An 18,384-nucleotide genomic window follows, 5' to 3' on the forward strand; every position below is an offset into this window, starting at 1 on the left:
ATGACGACCACCATACCCCGTAAACTGCTGCTACCCCGCTACACCATGTTACCCGTGTTGCTGCTGGTGCTGTTTTCCGGCTGCAATATCACCAAAACAGTACCCGAAGGCGATGCCTTGTTTGCAGGCTACAAAGTGAAGGTAAAAGGAGAGAAAGACAGCAGCAACAGAGAGGGAGAACTGGAAACCAGTTTAACTGAGATTGTTCACCCCAAGCCCAATGCCTCTATACTTGGCCTGCGCCCGAAGCTCTGGATTTACAACACCTTTTATACCGAAAAAGAAAAGGGAATTAAGCACTGGATACAAACAAAATTTGGCGAACCGCCCGTGTTGCTCTCGGCCGTTGATACCAGCAGTATTAATGCGACCATGGGCACTTTCCTGGAAAACAAAGGGTACTTTAACAACACAGTAGCAAGCCAGACAACCGTAGAGAACAAAATGGCTACTATCGACTGGACAGCTTTTGTGAGTGAGCCTTACCGCATCCGCAAGATCGAGTATACCCTGAACGACTCGCTGCCGGTACAACACGACATTAACCAGACACGGCCCGGATCTTTACTCCTACCCGGCGACCCTTATGATTTGCAGACCATGATGGATGAGCGCACCCGCATCGATCAGCAACTGAAGGAAGAAGGTTACTTCTATTTCAGCCCAGATTTGCTAATCTTTAGTGTTGATACAACTATAGGCAACCGGCAGGCCGATGTGCTCCTGCGCTTAAAAAACAGTGCGCCTGCCCAGTCCCTGCAGCCATACACGATAGATGATGTGTATATATTTGCCAACTACACCCTCGGCGACAGCCTGGGCGCCAATGATACCATAGATGTAAGGGGCTATCATTATATCCCGGATGAGAATTATGTAAAAGCAAAGTATCTGCTGAAAAGCGTGTTCCTGAAAAAAGACAGCCTCTATGCCCGCCAGGATCACCTGCTTACCACCAGCCGCCTGATGGGCCTGCCAGCTTATAAGTTTGTGAATATAAATTACGAACAGGACACTACGCAGAACAACAAACTCGATACTTTTATTTACCTCACGCCGGCCTTTAAAAAATCGTTGCGGGCAGAAGCAAAGATGGTGAGCAAGTCGAATAATTTTGCCGGGCCGGGCCTCACCATATCGTTCCGGAACCGGAATGCCTTTAAAGGTTCTGAACTGCTTAATGTAGAATTTACCGGTAATTTTGAAAGCCAGGTAGGCGGACGGGTTACCAGCGCTACAGCCGAGGGAGAAGATGCAAGCACCAAGAGCGGCCTGAACTCTTATGAAGTGGGCGTACAGACTACCTTAACTTTTCCACGGATTGTTTCGCCATTCAAATTACACAACCTGCGCACCGAATTTGTTCCTAAAACCAGGATGGCGCTTGGCTTCGATTTCCTGAACAGGGTGCAGTATTTTCAGATGAACTCTTTCAACGCCTCTTATGCCTATAACTGGCGTCCCAGGAAAACCATCACCCACGATGTTACGCCCATCAACTTACAGTATGTACAATTATCGAACAGAACGGAGGCGTTTAATACGATTTTAGCGGAGCGGCCATACCTGGAGCGCAGTTTCCAGAACCAGTTTATCATTGGTTCCATTTACCAGCTCACGTACAGCACGCAGATGTTTGAGAATCGGACACACCAGTTCTTCGACAACCTGACTGTAGATGTATCGGGCAACCTGCTGAATGCGGCACAATCGCTTGGAGGCACGGATGCGCCAACAGAAGATTTGCCGCGCACCATCTTTGGGCAGGCGTATTCGCAGTATACCCTTGTGCAGAATGATTTCCGGTACTACCTGAACCTGACCGAAGAATCCCAGCTGGTAACGAGGCTTGCTGTAGGCGTGGGATATCCTTACGGTAACTCGACGACCCTGCCTTATGTAAAACAATTTTCTATCGGCGGTCCAAACAGCATCAGGGCATTCCGGGCGCGCAGCGTAGGACCCGGCACATATAACATTCCTGATTCTCTGGCTACCTCCTACTTCGACCAGCTGGGAGATATCAAGCTGGAAGCTAATTTAGAGTATCGCTTCCCGATTGTAGGATTTTTTAAAGGAGCTGTTTTTGTGGATGCCGGTAATATCTGGCTCATCAACGAATCTGTAGATGCTAATGGTGAACCTGACCGTAAAGGCGGCAAATTTGAAGCAAAAGATTTTATGAGTGAACTAGCTATCGGCACGGGTGTGGGTTTGCGCATTGATGTAGGCTTCTTCGTTATCCGCCTCGATTTGGGTATACCGGTGCAGGTGCCTTACCTGCCCAAAGGCGAGCGTTTTGTACTGGGTGACTTTAACCCAACCTTTAGCGGCGAAAACAGCATGGTGCTGAACATCGGCATTGGCTATCCTTTTTAAGAGACAACCGGATTATGCGGCTGTTTTTGAATCTTAAAGCAGCATCATTCACACTTCAGGCGAAGTATAGCACAGCAAGTATAACGTTATACTTGCTGTGCTATACTTCGCCTGCATCTTTTAAAGCAGCCCATCAGGCGGCAGCGGCGACTGCGTTCCGGGCGGTGTCTGGTAAAACCTGGTGGTAGGATAAGCAAACTGAATATCAGGTGCTGCCAGAAACTGTGTCAGCACTTCTACCCAAATCAGGTTTTCACTGTTCCTTCTGCCTGCTATTTTGCTCAGATACCGCACCGTGAGCTGGATGCCGTTATCCACTACTTTAACATATAGCTTCGGTTCTAAATTATCGAAAAAGATAAGGTGCCGCTGCGAACGCTTCTTAACTTGTTGCAGGGTAGCCTCAGAAAGCTTTTCACAGTGCCGGCCGGTTACTTCCAGCAAAATAACACGCGCTTTCTGCCAGTTGCTTTCAAAAGTAATATGCACGGGTACTTCGTGCCAGATAAAAGGGAAGCCATAGTTGTAGTTGGCCTGCGGCGTTGTAAACAGCCTGCCATTCGGGATGTGCACCACCCGGCCTGTCGGCTGATCGCCCTGCACCCATTCCCGTACTTCGTTCAGCGTAAACTGAAACAGCCGGATATCAATTACGTCTCCCACATGATCACCGAACTGTATGCGATCACCAATCCGGAAAGGGCGCTTCCATACTATAAACAGCCAGCCGGCCATATTCAGCAAAGGCTCTCTTAGTGCCACCACCAGGCCGGCAGAAAGCAAGCCCAGGAAGGTAGCAATAGACTGCAGACCTTCGAACCAGATGTTGACCAAAAGCAGCAGGCCCAGTCCTGTGGTAAAGTAATTGGTAGTTTTACGCCATTGGTACTGCTTCCGGATATCGGGCTGGCGTTTTACAACCAGGCGAAGCAGGAACCTGTTGAACAACAGCAGGGTGAGCAACACAATTACTGTGAGCAATACGTGCTCCTGAAATATAACCGTCAGGCCGGTTACTTCTTCTATCCAACGATAAATGTGGTGCATCGGCTTTTTACCTTTTCCTTACGCACAGCGCCTTCTTAAAGATAACCCAAACAAAGTATAAGCAACTGCTGCCGCTGCGTTAATGGTGTGTGATACCTGACCAGGATAAAACTTGCTCTTGCCTGTGCTCAGAATCTGTTACCTTTGCACTTTATTGGTTTCCGGGTGATAAGCTCAAAATAAACTTTTCTGTATACGCAGGTATAAATTTATACTTCTCTAAGCACCATAACCTATGAACGAAAATGTAAGAAGTCTTGAGCCAAAGGCCCTATGGAACTATTTTGCTGACCTGAATGCCGTGCCGAGACCATCCAAAAAAGAAGAACGTGTCATTCAATTCATCAAAAATTTTGGCGAGCAACTAAACCTGCCGACGATGGTAGATGAAATCGGAAACGTCATCATCAAAAAACCGGCTACGCCCGGCATGGAAGACCGTGAAACTGTAGCGCTGCAAAGCCACCTGGACATGGTACATCAGAAAAACGCCGACACGAACTTCGACTTCAATACTGAGGGTATCCGCATGTATGTAGACGGTGATTGGGTGAAAGCAGAAGGCACCACATTGGGCGCAGACAATGGTATTGGCGTAGCCAGCATTATGGCGCTGCTTGCTTCTACGGATTTGGCGCACCCCGCTCTGGAAGCCTTGTTTACCATAGATGAGGAAACCGGTATGACAGGCGCGATGAACCTGAAAGGCGGCCTGCTGGACGCGGGCATTATGCTGAACCTGGATACCGAGGATGACCGGGAACTGACCATCGGCTGCGCTGGCGGCATTGATGTAACCGCTATAGGTACTTATGCCGCAGAAGCGGCGGACAGGGAGGCCAAAGCCTATAAACTAACGATTAAAGGCCTGACCGGCGGCCACTCCGGCATGGACATTCACCTAGGCCGCGGCAATGCCAATAAACTCATAAACCGCCTGTTATTCCATGCCGCCGCAAACATCAATCTACGCATCAGTTCTATAGATGGTGGTGGCTTGCGCAACGCCATTCCGCGCGAGTCGTTTTCCATCGTAACCGTTCCGGCCGCAGAGGAAGCGGCTTTCCTGCAGCTCATTTCGGAACAGGAGGCGATACTAAAAACTGAGTACGCTACGACAGATCCGGGGCTGCAGGTGCTGCTTGAGCCAGCAGAGATACCCATAGAAGTGTTGCCTGCTGATTTCCAGTACAAGCTGCTCCGTGTGCTTTATACCTGCCCGAATGGCATTTACCGCCTTAGCCCTGATATAGAAAACCTGGTGCAAACCAGCAACAACGTAGCGCGCGCGCAGGTGCAGGAGGGCTTGTATACCATCCTGTGCCTTACCCGCAGCTCCGTAGATTCTGAGAAAATGGATCTGGCCGCCGCCATCCGCAGTGCTTTGGAGCTGATGGGTGCCGAGGTAACCCTCACCGGCTCTTATCCCGGCTGGACACCCCGCCCTGATGCTGACATTGTGCGTATCATGCGTGATTTATACCAGGATATGTTTGGTGCAGCGCCGGACGTAAATGCCTGCCATGCCGGCCTGGAATGCGGCATACTGGGCGCTAACTATCCGGATATGGAGATGATTTCTTTTGGCCCGAACATACGCGGCGCGCATTCTCCGGATGAAAAAGTGCAGATCAGTTCGGTGCAGAAATACTGGAACTTCCTGATAGAAACGCTGAAGCAGATCCCGGAAAAAGTGTAGCTTTATACTTACCAGCTTATTTTAAAGGAGCCGCTGCCTAACGCAGCGGCTTTTTACTGCCCGGAAGGTATCGAGAAACCTAAGTCGGTGCTGATGATGAAGGCATGCAGGCCATCGTTGCGCCAGTATTGGGCGGCACGCAGTTCTATACTTTTAAACAGGGTGCTATTGCCTGATATAGGCATATTAAATTTTGAAATGCCGAAAAGCGGGGAATAACGCACCCCAAGCCCTGCTTTATGGCTGTTTAAATCCGATAAGTCGTAATCGGAAGTATAAAATTCCTCAGAAAGCAGGTGCCTGCCATACGGAGCAAAATAATTTGCGCCCGTTTGGGTATAGAATCTGTAGAAAGGATATATGGAAAAGAAAGGTCCTATTTTAATGGGAGTTTCCAGCTCCAGCGTATGAGACGATATGCCCCAACTGTCGTTATAAAAACGGTAGAACAGGCGGGCGGTTAAGTAATCTCCGGCATAATAATTCAGGCGCAGCCCAAACGGGAATTTAAAGCGATTAGCAGGCAGTTGCTCCACCTGCGGTTTCTCCTGATCCTGGAAGTAAACCCGGTGAAATGTAGTGGAAAGCAGCCCTGTCTGGTACACCAAATCTGAAGAAAAAGACAGCTGTAACCGCTGGTTGATAACCTGCGACAGCGTTGCGGAGAAATTATAAGACTGGCGCTTGTTAGCAGAAACCAAATCGCCCTGCCCGCGCAGCTCAATCGGGTAAATAACCTTGATGGCATCCATGAAAATCTCCCCGGCCAGGCTCAGCTCCCGGTTCCCGTCCCGCGACCCTTTGGTCCAGCCGGCTCCTACCGAAAAGGAAGTATAATCATACTCTTTGGACGCGCCGATGTTTATACTTCTGATAACATGATGCAGGTTGTTGTTGCGGCTCAGGCCAATGTTGATGTGTGTGCGGGTATCGGAGCTGGAGGCTGAAGATACCTCAAAAGGGTCAATGTTGTCGGTTGAAGCGGAAGAATAAAAGTCCATCCCAAAGTTTACGTGCAGGCTGGTTACGGTATCGAGCGGCACGTTTACAATGATGGTGGGCGTCACGTCAGTCAGTTGCTCGGTGCCGATGCCGCCGGTAACAGGAGAGTGATCGCCGTCCTGTGTATAATAGCTGGCCAATATGTTTACGTCTGCCGGAGATACCTGCTGAAAAAATTTGGGATCTTTGGCGGTGCCCTGTGCCATTGCTGCCGTGGCCATACTACAGGCTGCCAGTAGCCATACATACTTTAGTTGCATCCGCAACCTCCTCCTACTTTTCCGCCATTGGCGCCGGAACCTCCTTCGCGGTATGACTCAAAGTTTACTTCAAAGGTTTCGGGCTTGCGCATGCTCAACTGCATTTCTTCCTCGTTCAGGTAGGCTTTCTGATAAGGCTTTACGGCTTCGCAGCTGCTCATCAGCAGTAACAGCCCTGAGGCAACCAGCAGCAGTCTTTTATTGATTTTTGCTTTCATTGTGCTTTCTCTTTGGCCTCCTTCTTACCTGTTCTTCGCATTAAGGGTTGATTCTTATAATAATGTAGGTGCAGGTTATCTGATGTCAGCAGTTCATCCTTATCCGTTATCAGCAGGCATTCCACGCCTTTTAACTGGTTAATCAGGCCCAATCCTTCCTCCGCTCCCATCACCGATACAGCGGTAGCCAGCGCATCAGCCAGCTCGGCATTGGGGCAAACAATGGTTACGCTCTTCAATCCTGATACGGGGTAGCCGGTGCGCGGGTCTATGATGTGGGAGTACCTTTTGCCGCCAATTTCCACGTACTTCTCATAGTTGCCGGACGTCACCACGGCTATTTCGTCGGCGGTGAGCCACGAGAAAACCTCGTCTTTTTCAGCTGGGTCGGCAATGCCCACATACCAGGATTCGCCATTTGCCTGTTTGCCCCAGGTCGTCAAATCGCCGGCGGCATTTACCACGCCGCCAGGTATGCCCATGCTGCGCATCAGGTCGCGGGCCCGGTTAGCGGCATAGCCTTTGCCTATCGCCCCAAAGCCAATCTTCATGCCCGGCTCACTTAAAAATACGCTATGGCTGGCCAGATCAAGTATAATCTTTTCGTAGCCGATTTTAGAAACAGAAGCGGCCACTTCCTGCGAATCTGGCAGGCTTTGCATGGTGCCATCAAAATGCCATACTTTGTCAATAGCGGCAAAGGAAATATCAAAAGCGCCGTTCGTCAGGCGTGACAGGCGGAGGCAACGGCTGATGAGATCGTATAGTTCCTCATCAACGACCACTGGCCTGATGCCTGCTGCACGGTTTATTTCACTGGTCTGGGAGGTGGGTTGCCACTCCGAAATCAGAGCTTCAATGCGTTGTGTTTCCCTGATGCCCGTCTCAATTGCTTCCCATGCTTTCTGTTCGTCTTTGGTAACAGCCGCAAACTCAAAGCGGGTGCCCATCAGCAACAGCACTTTTTTATACTGATGCGGCTCTTTGTCAGGCAGGCGTTGTGCCCAACTTACAGGCGAAAACAGCATAAAACAAAGTAGGAGCAGAAAAAAGCGGGCCATGTGCGTTAGTGTTTATACCAACACGAAGCCCACGCTGCAATGGTTACAGCGTGGGCTTCGTGTTTGAACATTATATGGCAAATTATTTCAAAAGCGATTTCAGGTGCGCCACATACTTTTCGGGTCCGCCGGGCAGGTAGCCGGTTTTAGCCAGCACATTTCCATCAGCATCCGTTAGTACCACCAGTGGAAACAGACCTTCTTTGTCATACTTGGCAGCCAAGGCCTCGTTGTGTTTCATCTGTTCGGCAGGTAAGTGGTTTTTCTTTAGTCTCGGAAAGTCCAGTTCCAGCAGTACCAGGTTGTCTTTGGCATATTGTGCGAATTCCTCCGATTCCCATACTTCCTTGTGTAACATAATGCAGGGTTTGCACCAATCAGAACCGCCAAAAACCATCATGATAGGCTTGTGCTCCGCCTTAGCTTGTTTCACTGCTTCATCATAATTATGTTGCCAACTGACGGTATCCTCACCTGGTGTTGCTGCAAAGGTGCTGCCAAAAGCAAAGAGAAATACTAAAGTCAGATAGCTTAAAAAGAGATGTTGTTTTTTCATGTAGTGTTGTTCTGGTTTTGTAAATGAAGATTTTTGAACCGGATATACTTTAAACCCAGGCTGCTGCAGTAAGTTCAACTATAGTGCCAATTACAAAACAACTTTGCATCAGGATGGCTTTATTTTGAGTATCAGCGTTTCATTCATAATTCCTGAACCATATGGAAGTATAAAATCACATCGGTTTTATACTTGCCATCCGGGAGTTTATACTTATGGCACCACTGTAAAGTCTGCAGCTTTCACATCCTGCGAACTGGTGCCGACATATACTTTAAAATTGCCGGGTTCCAGCACATATTCTAAATCATTGTTGTAAAATTTCAGGTCTTCGGGCGTAATCCGGAAAGCAATGGTTTTGCTTTCGCCTTTCTTCAGCAAGATCTTTTGAAAGCCTTTCAGCTCTTTTACCGGTCTGGTGATGGAGCCCACCACATCCTGAATATAAAGCTGCACCACTTCTTCGCCATGGTAGTTGCCGGTATTTTTCACATCTACTTTCACGTCCAGCGTTTCGGTTGGGCTGATGGTAGTTTTACTGAGTTGCGGCTGCGAATAGCTGAAAGTAGTATAACTCAGTCCATAGCCGAAGGGATACAGCGGATCGTTGGTTACGTCCAGGTAACGGGATTTATACTTGTCCAGCAGCACGCCGGCGTATGGCCGGCCGGTATTTTTATGGTTGTAATAAATCGGAATCTGTCCTACCACCTGCGGAAAGGTGGCCGTTAATTTACCGGACGGATTATAGTTGCCGAACAGCACGTCGGCAATGGCATTCCCTGCCTGCGTACCGGCGAACCAGGTTTCGAGCATGGCATCGGCATTTGCATCTTCCCAGGTCAGCGTCAGCGGACGGCCGTTCATCAGCACGATTACCAGGGGCTTGCCCGTTTTCTTCAGCGCTTTGAGCAGTTCCAGTTGTTTGCCCGGCAGGCCAATGTCGGCGCGGCTGGCAGCCTCACCCGTCATGCCCTGCGACTCTCCTACTGCCGCTATAATCACATCCGCACTCTGCGCTGCCTGCACCGCCTCGGCAATCATAGCTTCGGATGATCGATTATCGATTTCCAGTTCGCCGCCGTGGGCATTCAGCCGGTCAATCATCTGCTGATCGTCGGTAAAGTTGGCGCCTTTGGCATACACTATTTTCACATTATTTCCGGCTACATTCCGGATACCCTGCTCCAGCGATACTGCCTGTTTCCAGTCACCGGCGCCGCTCCAGCTGCCAATCATGTCGCGCTGATTTTTGGCGAGTGGCCCGATAAGGGCGATGGTTCCGGTTTTTTTCAGGGGTAGTGTTTGCTGCTCGTTTTTGAGCAGCACCATACTTTCGCGGGCAATTTCGCGGGCAGCCTCCAGGTAGGCCGGCTTCATTAAAGTGCTTTGCGAACGATTTGCATCAACATAGCGATAGGGATCTTCAAAGAGGCCCAGTTTATACTTAGCCTCCAGGATGCGGCGGCAGGCTTTGTTTACGTCTTCCTCCGATACTATGCCTTCTTTAACCAGTTGCGGCAAATGCTTCAGAAACACCTCGCCTACCATGTCCATATCAATTCCGGCTTTCAGCGCCAGTGCCCCGACATGAGCCTCATCGCCCAATCCATGCGGAATCAGCTCGTTGATGGCGGTATAATCTGTTACTACAAACCCGTCAAAGCCCCACATATCCCGCAGCACTTTCGTCATGAGCCATTTGTTGGCTGTGGCCGGCACACCGTTTATGTCGTTAAACGATGACATCACACTGCCCACACCGGCATCTACAGCGGCTTTATAAGGCGGCAGGTATTCATTAAACATGCGGTTCAGGCTCATGTCTACGGTGTTGTAGTCGCGACCGGCTTCGGCAGCGCCGTACAGCGCAAAGTGCTTCACGCAGGCCATCACCGTGTTATTGGCTGACAAGTCATTCCCCTGGTAGCCGTTCACCATGGCCCTGGCCACCTGTGAGCCCAGGTAAGTATCTTCACCCGCACCTTCGGCAATGCGGCCCCAGCGCGGATCACGGGCAATGTCCACCATCGGCGAGTATACCCAGTTCAGCCCGTCGGCGCTGGCTTCATCTGCTGCAATCCGTGCACTCCGCTCCACAGCGCCCATGTCCCAACTCGAAGCAACTCCCAACGGAATCGGGAAAATAGTGCGGTGCCCGTGCACCACATCGTAGCCAAAGAGCAGCGGAATTTTTAACCTGGAGTTATTCACAGCCAACTCCTGTAATTTGCGAACGGCTATGGGCGTAAAGGTATTTAGCACGCCGCCCACATTGCCCTTGCGGATATTCTCATCCACGTTTTCGCTTACAACCGGCCCTGTCACGTCAAAGCCGACCGACACCAGGTTTAGCTGCCCAACCTTTTCTTCCAGCGTCATTTTAGCCATCAGCTGATCTATAAACTGGTTCATCTCCTGCTGGTTTACGGATGTAGCCTGCGGCGGCTGTGTTTGTTTCTGTGCCTGGCAACCCGACAGACAGGCAGCAATTACCAGCGCTGTAAATATAGACCGCTTCATAGGTTTATACATTATTTGATGAGGTAGGGCGTGATTACTTTCGTCCAGATGCGGTACCCGTTGTTGTTCATGTGCAGGCTATCCTGCAGGAAGATTTCCGGCTTCGGCTTGTTGTTGCTGCCCAGCATCCGCGGATACACATCGGCAAATTTGATGTTGGGCTGCTGCCGGATATAAGCGCGGATTAAGTTATTTGCTTCCTGCACAATAGCATTGTACTGCTTCCGCGACGGACTTGGCTTGATGGAAATAAACACCAGCGGCACCCGCGGCAGCTCCTTCCGGATAGACTGGTATACGTCCTTAAACCTTTCCAATACTTCCGGCGCCTGTACCGTATCGGTGGCAATGTCGTTTTCGCCGGAGTAGATTACAATTTGCTTTGGCTGGTATGGAAAAACAATATCGTTGAGATAGCGCTTCAGATCCAGCAGCGTGGAGCCGCCGAAGCCACGGTTGATGACGGTATACTTTGGGAATGCCTGCTGCAGGTTGTCCCACATCCTGATGGAAGAGCTGCCTACAAACAGGATAGCATTTTTTGGCGGCATTTGGAGGCTGTCCTGCTGCTTAAATTGCTGTATTTCGTTCCAGAAAGGTAGATTTTGCTGCTGCGCCTTTGCTGCAGGAAGTATAAAGCAGGCTAAAAGCAGCCCCGTCAGAAGGTGTAAAAGTGGTTTTCTCATTGCTTATTTCTCTTTATTTATTTTTCTGATTGCCTGTTGAATTTCCGGGTTGCTCATAAATAACTTCCAAATCAGGCCACTACGGTAGTTCTCGATCATTACCGTAACAGGTGCCTGGTTTAAGCCCATGTAGAGTGGTGACACCCAGTTTTCATCCAGGTTGAAGGCGTCCCGGAAACCATAGGTGCCCCACAAAAAGCTGCCATAATTGCGGTAATAATTCTTCAGTGCCTGCATGGACTGCTCTGGCGTATACGGGAATGAAGCCAGCGCGCCTGTAGGCGTTATCTTTCCATGATCTGCATGCGGCACAGGCTCATCAGCAGAATAGCCCCAGGGACCGTCGCTGGCGGTCAGGCCCCAGCTGCGTTCACCATAACCATCATGATGCTCCGGATTTTCGACACAATACCTGTAGTTGATAAGGGCAATGGCACGGTTGTTCCGGAAATAGTTGGTATACTTGTCCTCAATTTTATGCGGATCAGGCCCCATAAACGAATAATGTATGAAAAAGAGCGGTCCGCCATCTGAGACACCCACAGGCAGCTGAATGCCAAAATAAGTGTTACCGTTGGTATAGGCAGCCCCTTCGCTCGTCTGGCCCCAAGCGGTTCTGTACTGCTGCGCCTTGCTGCTCTGGCTGGCCCAGCCGCTGTAATACATGCTGGCTGGTATACTATGTGTGGGTGAGGCAATGCCAAGCAGGTATACAACCATCGTTTCGTTCCAGCCGATAAGTTGGTGGCTCAGCACCCAGGCTTGATCCGGCGACCAGTGCCAGGTCAGAAAGTCTGTTTCCGGGGCTTTCCGGAACCAGTCCCATTCCACACCGCGCCATAATTTGGTGATGGTATTGCGTATTTCTTTTTCCTGCTCATTGTCTTGTGTGAAGTAAGCTTTGGCAGCCAGCAGGCCCTGCATCAGGAAAGCAGTTTCAACTAAGTCAGCGCCATTATCTTTTAGTCCGAAGAAAGGTTCTACTTTGCCAGTTTTGCCACTGATAAAATGCGGGAAAGCTCCGTGAAACTTCTCTGCTTTATCCAGAAAACGCACTATTTGCCGGAATCGCTCCACGCCCTGCCCCCGCGTAATCCACCCGCGCTCTATGCCGGTAAGTATAGCCATGATGCCGAAGCCCGAAGCGCCGGAAGCCACCATCGTGGTGCGGCCCGGAATGTTCTCCAGCGCCAGCCCGCTGTTGGGCTCTGCTCCTTCCCAATAATAACGGAAGCTGGCTTCCTGCACCATTGTCAGCAGCTCTTCATCCGTCATAGGCCTTGTGGAAGCGCTCACAACAGCTGATGTGGATGTCTCGTTATAGGCGTTGTCCAGCAGGCTGATTTTGTAGTAGAAGGTCTGCCCGACCGTGTCCACGTAATCGGCGTAGCGGCTGTAGAGCGGCGGCTGTATGGCTACCGGCCTGAAGGTCTTATTGTCAGAAGACCGGTATACTTTAATATAGCGCACTGCCGGGTCTGTTATTTTTTGCCATACTATGTCCACATGTTTTTCATAGCCATTGGCCTGAAGTAATTGTGGCAAAACATTTATACTTGCTGCTTTCGCTGAGGGCACCAGTTCCAGCTGATCGAGGTATAATTCATGCAGCTTACCATCATCGGTCTGCTGCCGGAAAGCGATGACGTCCACTTGCTCTGGCTTCTGAAATGCCAGATCTTTAAAACTGCTGAGCGGCACCTCCACTGTTACCCACTCACCTGGTTTATAGTTCCTGATATAGTTTTGCAGCGGCAGAAACGCTGATGTCTTCTCTGCTTCGCGCATGCCAATGGCGATGGCCGGCAAGGCAGCCGGCGCTGTATTCGACTTGGCAAACAACCGGAACACCAGTTTTTGCTGAGGCTGGAAAAAGTCCATACCCCGCAGCGGGTGGTACAGCACTTCTGCCTGCCACCTGCCTCCCGGTGCCGATACATATTGCAGTTCCAGTGCATTTCCGGGCGTAAAAGACACCTCCCCTGTTACTGGTAATTTACCAGTACTGTTCTTCACCCAGCTTGGCGAAGTATAGCCGGCCGAACTGTAGAAATAGTTCTTCGGCATCGGGCTGTTGTCAAAAAAAACACGGGTATAGGGTATTTCCTGCCCCAGCGCTTTAACATGGATGAGTAATACTAAAAGAAGGTGTATACCATATTTCATACTTTGCCGGATAAATTAATTGCAACCTGCGGGTTTAAGATTGTATTTCGCTAAAGTTGCATCTTCCTATTCCACCTTTACTACTTTTGATCTTGCAGATACACCATTTTCATTAAAGGATTCTACTGCAAAATAATAGGTCTGATCCACACCCAGGCTCCTCAGATACAGCTCATTTTCACCATACACCATCCAGGAACTATACAGTTTATCCGGCGCAATGCCCCAGAGCACATTATATCCCTGGCTTTTAGGCTGTTTGTCCCAGGAGATGCGGGCGTTGCGGCGGTCCTGCTCCCGTTTTACAGTAAAATCTTTTACCCTGCCTGGTGCTTTGCCTTGTCCTAACCCGAACACACGCAAACCGGAGATGGCCAGGTTGGTTGTCGGAATGTGTATGTTGCTGTAACGGATGTAGCGCACCGTTTGCGGATTGCTGAGTTCCACATAATCGTTGGGTACATCTTTTAGGTTATTTTTGCGGTCTACCAGCGTTGTCCAGCTTTTACCATCTGTAGAGCCTTCTATCACATACTGATGATAGAGCCCCGGCACCCGGCCGTAGAGATCCGATTTGTAATCGTGGTAGTTCAACTGAATGGCATATACTTTGCCGGGCTTTTGCAAATCTATTTCTACCCACTGCTTCTCATCGTTTTTTGCTGCAACCCAGAATGTTTTGATGTTTTCGTCCACCAGGTTTTCGGGCTTGAAGTTCTCGAGCGTGGAGGAGACTTTCACGGGCTTGTTGTAGGACAGCACCATCCAGCCGGCAAATTCGCCCATTTTACCTGCCACAGTTTGCGCAAAATGCGGGTAATCCCCAAAGTAGGTGTTCACATACATCAGCTCGTCCTCATCAAAGTAAGCAGGATACATGCTGATGCGGCGCTCCCAGTTGACATTCACGGAAATAGCCATTGATGCAAAATGCCAGTATTGCCCGTTCGGGCCAACCACCGTACTGCCATGACCTGCTCCGTTTGCAAATCCGCCCGGCTTGTAAGATATAGGATTGTTTGACGCGTAAGTATAGGGCCCCAGTGGGGAATCGCTCACATACACCCCGTCGCCATATACATTAAACTCTGTGCCCGGCGCGGCATATTGCAGGTAATATTTGTTGTTGTGCTTTGTCATCCAGGGGCCTTCAATGTAGCCTCTGGCTGTATCGCTGTGGTTCTCGCCAAAGCGCTCCCAGCCATGCTTGTCAGCCTCCAGGTTAAAGAGTTCATATGTTTTTTCGGAGGGACTGAACCGGTGGTTTCTGTTCAGCTTCTTTGCCCGTATCGGATACACATTGGAGGAGCCCCAGAACATGTAGGCCTGCCCGTCATCATCTATAAACAGGTCCGGATCCTGCAAGTCATTCAGAATGGAAGGCACTCCTTTCCAGTCGCCTTTCTTCGGATTGTCGGTGTACAGGATGCTCATGGAGCCGGAAGGATCGCCGGCCATGTATAAAACGGAATCTTTGTAATTGTGTGCTGCCGGGGCATTAGAACCCTGAAAGTACCATTTCTCCGGTGAAATAAAGTTCCAGTGCAGCAGATCGGTGGAATGCCAGTAGCCCATAGAGCGGGTAACAAACATGTAGTATTCGTCGCGGAATTCCACCACAGCCGGATCAGCGCCTGAGCGATACGAAATATCTTCGTTGGAATTATAGATGGCGTAAGTATAATCGATATTCAGGGGATTGCAATAGGTGCGCATTTGCGGCGATTGCGCCCGGGCTATGGAAAAGCAGCAGAGCGTGGTTATCAGCAGGAAAGAGAACAAGTAGCGCATTTTCTTCATAGGATTTATACTTTACTTAAGTTTTGGACTTTTGAAATCTAGTTTCTTTAAACCAGCCTGCACTTCGGGGCAACTCATAAACAAATCCCAGAGCAAGCCGCTGCGCCCATTTTCGATCATCACCACTTCCGGCCCCTGATCAATGCCAAGGTAACGTTGCGGAAACCAGTTTTTTTCTTCGCTGAAGGCATCGTAAAAACCATACTTTCCCCATACTTTATCGCCCAGATCCTCATACAAATGCCGTATTACTTTCATCGATTCCTGGGGCGTGTATGGGTAAGACGACAGCGCTGCCGTGGGCGAAATCACACCTAAATCGTGGGTGGGACTGTGGCCGGCGTAGCCGTCTACGGAGTAACTGGCGGTGAGGCCCCAGCAGTCTTCACCATACCCTTCGTAATTTTTCGGGTTGTCTATGGCGTAAGCCACATTCACCAAAGTATGGTTCTGGTTATGCGTCCAGTAATCGGCATAGCGGTCTGTGAGGCCGCGCGGATCCAGTCCGAGGTAGGAGTAATGCGCCCAGAAAAGCGGACCGACACTGCCATGGTGCCCGTTATGCTCGAGCGCAATTTTATAGCCGTAAGGCGTGGCATCTGCTCTGATGTCGCCGCTCCGTGCCCAGCCTTCGTGGTATACTTCAGGCGGTATGGTATGCGTGGGCGATGCCGCTGCCAGCACATACATAATCAGGCACTCGTTATAGCCCTGCACCGGGAAGTTCATCGCCCAGGCCTTATCCGGCGACCAGTGCCAGTACAGCACATTCTGGCCGTGGCGGTACCAGTCCCACTCCACCCCGCGCCATAGTTTATCGATTTGCGCGGCCAGGGCTTTTTCCTCTTCGTTGCCATCAGCAAAATACTGGCGTACACACAGCAGTCCCTGCACCAGAAAAGCAGTTTCCACCAAATCGCCGCCATTGTCGTTCTGGCTGAAGGGTTTCACTTTGCCGGTCTCCCCTTCCATCCAGTGCGGCCACGCACCATGAAAGCGGTCTGCCTTTTCCAGGAAATTCGTTATCTGCTGCAGGCGTTCAAAGCCCTGTTCTCTGGTGATAAAGCCGCGCTCGATGCCGACCAGAATAGCCATCACCCCGAAACCCGTAGCACCCGTGGTCACCACATGCTGATCGTTCTGCGGATAATCATTGTCAAGGTGAATGCGCTCAGCCGCTGCGCCAGAGTTAGGCTCTGCCCCATCCCAGAAATACTGAAAAGTATTTTGCTGCACTTTTGTGAGTAGTTCCTCGTCGCTTAATCTGGTGGTATCTGCAGCCGGCGGAGTTGCTTTTGGTGTGGCAGCAGATGTGTCAGCCGGTTTGTTGTTACAACTATACAACCACAGCGGCATAGCGAGGAGTAAGTATAAGCGTTTTTTCATCAGTTTATATTTGATAGGTTTAGCGTTTCCGCTCCATCATCAACAGGATAAACAAGTATAAAAAAGTTGTGGCGCCACACTTTTATTTGCGCGCCACAACCTGAAGTTAGTCATTTTAATATCCGGGATTTTGGGTCAGGGTTCCGCCACTGAGCGTAATCTGCTGCAACGGAATGGGGAAGACTTCATTTTTTCCATCTACGAAATTCTTGCCCTGCGCACGCAGCACTTCCCCGGCCCGGCCCTGACGCACCAGATCAAAGAACCGGTCTCCATTTTCCAGGGCCAGCTCTACACGGCGTTCATGCCAGATGATGTCTCGCAATTCAGCCTGATCTGTTGTTTCCACATCGGGTAAATCGGCCCTGTTGCGCACCAGGTTTAGCGCATCCAGTGCCTCCTGTGTCATTCCCAGCTCGTTGGCTGCCTCGGCATGCATCAGCAACACCTCAGCATAGCGCAGTATTCTGATGTTCTGATCTTTACCGTATCCGCACTCGTTGGTTACAGAGCTCGGCACATAAGCCTTCTGGTTATAACGCGGATTGGAGGCAGTTTCAATAATCTTGTCTCCCTCTGGTGTAACCTCACCTCTGAACAGAATAGTGGCATCCAGCCGCTCATCACCTTCTTCAAAGGCATTTACCAGATCTTCTGTAGGCTCCACAAAGCCCCAGCCAAACTGCCCGCGTACACCCTGTACTTCTGCCCACTGGCTGTTGGATGCTTCACAGTCACCGGGTATGGTCTGCGCCTGTATCTCAAAAATTGATTCGCTGTTGTTCTCGCCCGCTATCGTAAAGATGTCGTGGTAGTTTGGGGTAAGGGAATAGCCTATGCCCATTACCTGCGCCGTCAGATCCAGTACCTCCTGCCAGTTTTCCTGGTACAACTGTACTTTTGCCAGCATGGTTAGAGCAGCGCCTTTGGTAATACGGCCCAAATCGGTAGCACTATAGCTTACCGGCAGTACCTGGGCTGCATCGGTCAGGTCTGCTACAATCTGTTCATATACTTCTTCTTTGGAAGCCCTGGGTGGATTAAGGTTTTCGGGACTTTCCTGTTCTCCCGGCACCGGCACCTGTGTTCTCAGTGGTACGCCGCCAAACGCCCTAACCAGGTTGAAGTAATGGAAGGCTCTGAAAAACTTAGCTTCAGCAAGCAGGCGGTTTTGCAGCGTTTCGTCCATATCAATCAGTGGCACATTGGTGAGTACCTGGTTGGCCAGGTTAATGCCCTGGTATTGCGCTATCCAATAGGCATTGATGGTTCCTTCGGTAGCAGTAAAGGTGAGATTATCAAAGTTATCCAGAAAACCCGCATCACCGGGCACACTGCCTTTCGATGCATTATCTGAGGTGATGGTAGTGAGGGCAAGCCAGCCAAAAGCAATGGTATTAAACTCCCGCAAATTACCATACATCGAATTGACAGCCAGTATCGCCTGATCTTCGGTTACATAAAAATCTTCGCCCACTGCTACGTCCTCCGGGTCAACATTCAGAAAATCCTCAGAACAGGAAGCTATACCTGCCAGGGCCAGTATACTGAAAAGTAGCAGGGCGTTGCGCTTTGTATTAGTTAGTATCTTTTTCATAAAG

Annotated in this window: 13 protein-coding genes; 2 read left to right on the top strand and 11 right to left on the bottom strand. The window is 50.2% G+C overall.

Going from position 1 to position 18,384, the window contains the following annotated elements; all coding sequences use genetic code 11:
• The gene (gene tamL, locus I2I11_RS10340; RefSeq protein WP_196267630.1) at nucleotides 1–2,379 is read left to right on the top strand and encodes a translocation and assembly module lipoprotein TamL; all 2,379 of its coding nucleotides are present in this window, start codon (nucleotides 1–3) and stop codon (nucleotides 2,377–2,379) included.
• A 120-nt stretch (nucleotides 2,380–2,499) separates the two neighbouring features.
• On the opposite strand, the gene I2I11_RS10345 is transcribed toward tamL, so the two are convergent.
• Complete coding sequence (locus I2I11_RS10345; protein ID WP_196267631.1) at nucleotides 2,500–3,426, bottom strand: mechanosensitive ion channel family protein; 927 nt, start codon at nucleotides 3,424–3,426, stop codon at nucleotides 2,500–2,502.
• Between the two features lie 235 nt (nucleotides 3,427–3,661).
• On the opposite strand from I2I11_RS10345, the gene I2I11_RS10350 reads away from it, so the two are divergent.
• A complete protein-coding gene (locus I2I11_RS10350) occupies nucleotides 3,662–5,125 on the top strand; it encodes an aminoacyl-histidine dipeptidase (RefSeq protein WP_196267632.1) in 1,464 nt (487 codons plus the stop codon).
• Between the two features lie 53 nt (nucleotides 5,126–5,178).
• On the opposite strand, the gene I2I11_RS10355 is transcribed toward I2I11_RS10350, so the two are convergent.
• The 10 genes from I2I11_RS10355 to I2I11_RS10400 all read right to left on the bottom strand — a co-directional run bounded on the left by I2I11_RS10355 (nucleotide 5,179) and on the right by I2I11_RS10400 (nucleotide 18,380).
• Nucleotides 5,179–6,387, bottom strand: a complete 1,209-nt coding sequence (locus tag I2I11_RS10355) for a DUF3570 domain-containing protein (protein ID WP_196267633.1) — start codon at nucleotides 6,385–6,387, stop codon at nucleotides 5,179–5,181.
• On the bottom strand, nucleotides 6,378–6,605 hold the full coding sequence (locus I2I11_RS10360) for a DUF4266 domain-containing protein (protein ID WP_196267634.1): 228 nt from the start codon (nucleotides 6,603–6,605) through the stop codon (nucleotides 6,378–6,380). The genes I2I11_RS10355 and I2I11_RS10360 overlap by 10 nt, the downstream gene beginning before the upstream one ends.
• Nucleotides 6,602–7,666, bottom strand: a complete 1,065-nt coding sequence (locus I2I11_RS10365) for an FAD:protein FMN transferase (protein ID WP_196267635.1) — start codon at nucleotides 7,664–7,666, stop codon at nucleotides 6,602–6,604. The genes I2I11_RS10360 and I2I11_RS10365 overlap by 4 nt, the downstream gene beginning before the upstream one ends.
• An 82-nt stretch (nucleotides 7,667–7,748) precedes the next feature.
• Complete coding sequence (locus tag I2I11_RS10370; protein ID WP_196267636.1) at nucleotides 7,749–8,222, bottom strand: thioredoxin family protein; 474 nt, start codon at nucleotides 8,220–8,222, stop codon at nucleotides 7,749–7,751.
• Nucleotides 8,223–8,435: 213 nt separating this feature from the next.
• Nucleotides 8,436–10,745 (bottom strand): beta-glucosidase BglX, encoded by a 2,310-nt coding sequence (bglX, locus tag I2I11_RS10375; protein ID WP_230680052.1) that lies wholly within the window; start codon nucleotides 10,743–10,745, stop codon nucleotides 8,436–8,438.
• A gap of 11 nt (nucleotides 10,746–10,756) precedes the next feature.
• A complete protein-coding gene (locus I2I11_RS10380) occupies nucleotides 10,757–11,431 on the bottom strand; it encodes a GDSL-type esterase/lipase family protein (protein WP_196267638.1) in 675 nt (224 codons plus the stop codon).
• 3 nt (nucleotides 11,432–11,434) lie between these two features.
• Nucleotides 11,435–13,597, bottom strand: coding sequence for a glucoamylase family protein (locus I2I11_RS10385; protein WP_196267639.1), 2,163 nt, complete (start codon nucleotides 13,595–13,597; stop codon nucleotides 11,435–11,437).
• Nucleotides 13,598–13,663: 66 nt separating this feature from the next.
• Nucleotides 13,664–15,397 carry a family 43 glycosylhydrolase gene (locus I2I11_RS10390; RefSeq protein ID WP_230680053.1) on the bottom strand — a complete coding sequence of 578 codons (1,734 nt, stop codon included), beginning with the start codon at nucleotides 15,395–15,397 and terminating at the stop codon, nucleotides 13,664–13,666.
• Between the two features lie 12 nt (nucleotides 15,398–15,409).
• Nucleotides 15,410–16,783: a glucoamylase family protein gene (locus I2I11_RS10395; protein ID WP_196267640.1), complete on the bottom strand. Its 1,374-nt coding sequence runs from the start codon at nucleotides 16,781–16,783 to the stop codon at nucleotides 15,410–15,412.
• Between the two features lie 115 nt (nucleotides 16,784–16,898).
• Nucleotides 16,899–18,380, bottom strand: a complete 1,482-nt coding sequence (locus tag I2I11_RS10400) for a RagB/SusD family nutrient uptake outer membrane protein (RefSeq protein WP_196267641.1) — start codon at nucleotides 18,378–18,380, stop codon at nucleotides 16,899–16,901.
• Between the last annotated feature and the right edge of the window lie 4 nt (nucleotides 18,381–18,384).

The organism is Pontibacter rufus (genome assembly GCF_015694705.1).
GTDB lineage: Bacteria > Bacteroidota > Bacteroidia > Cytophagales > Hymenobacteraceae > Pontibacter > Pontibacter rufus.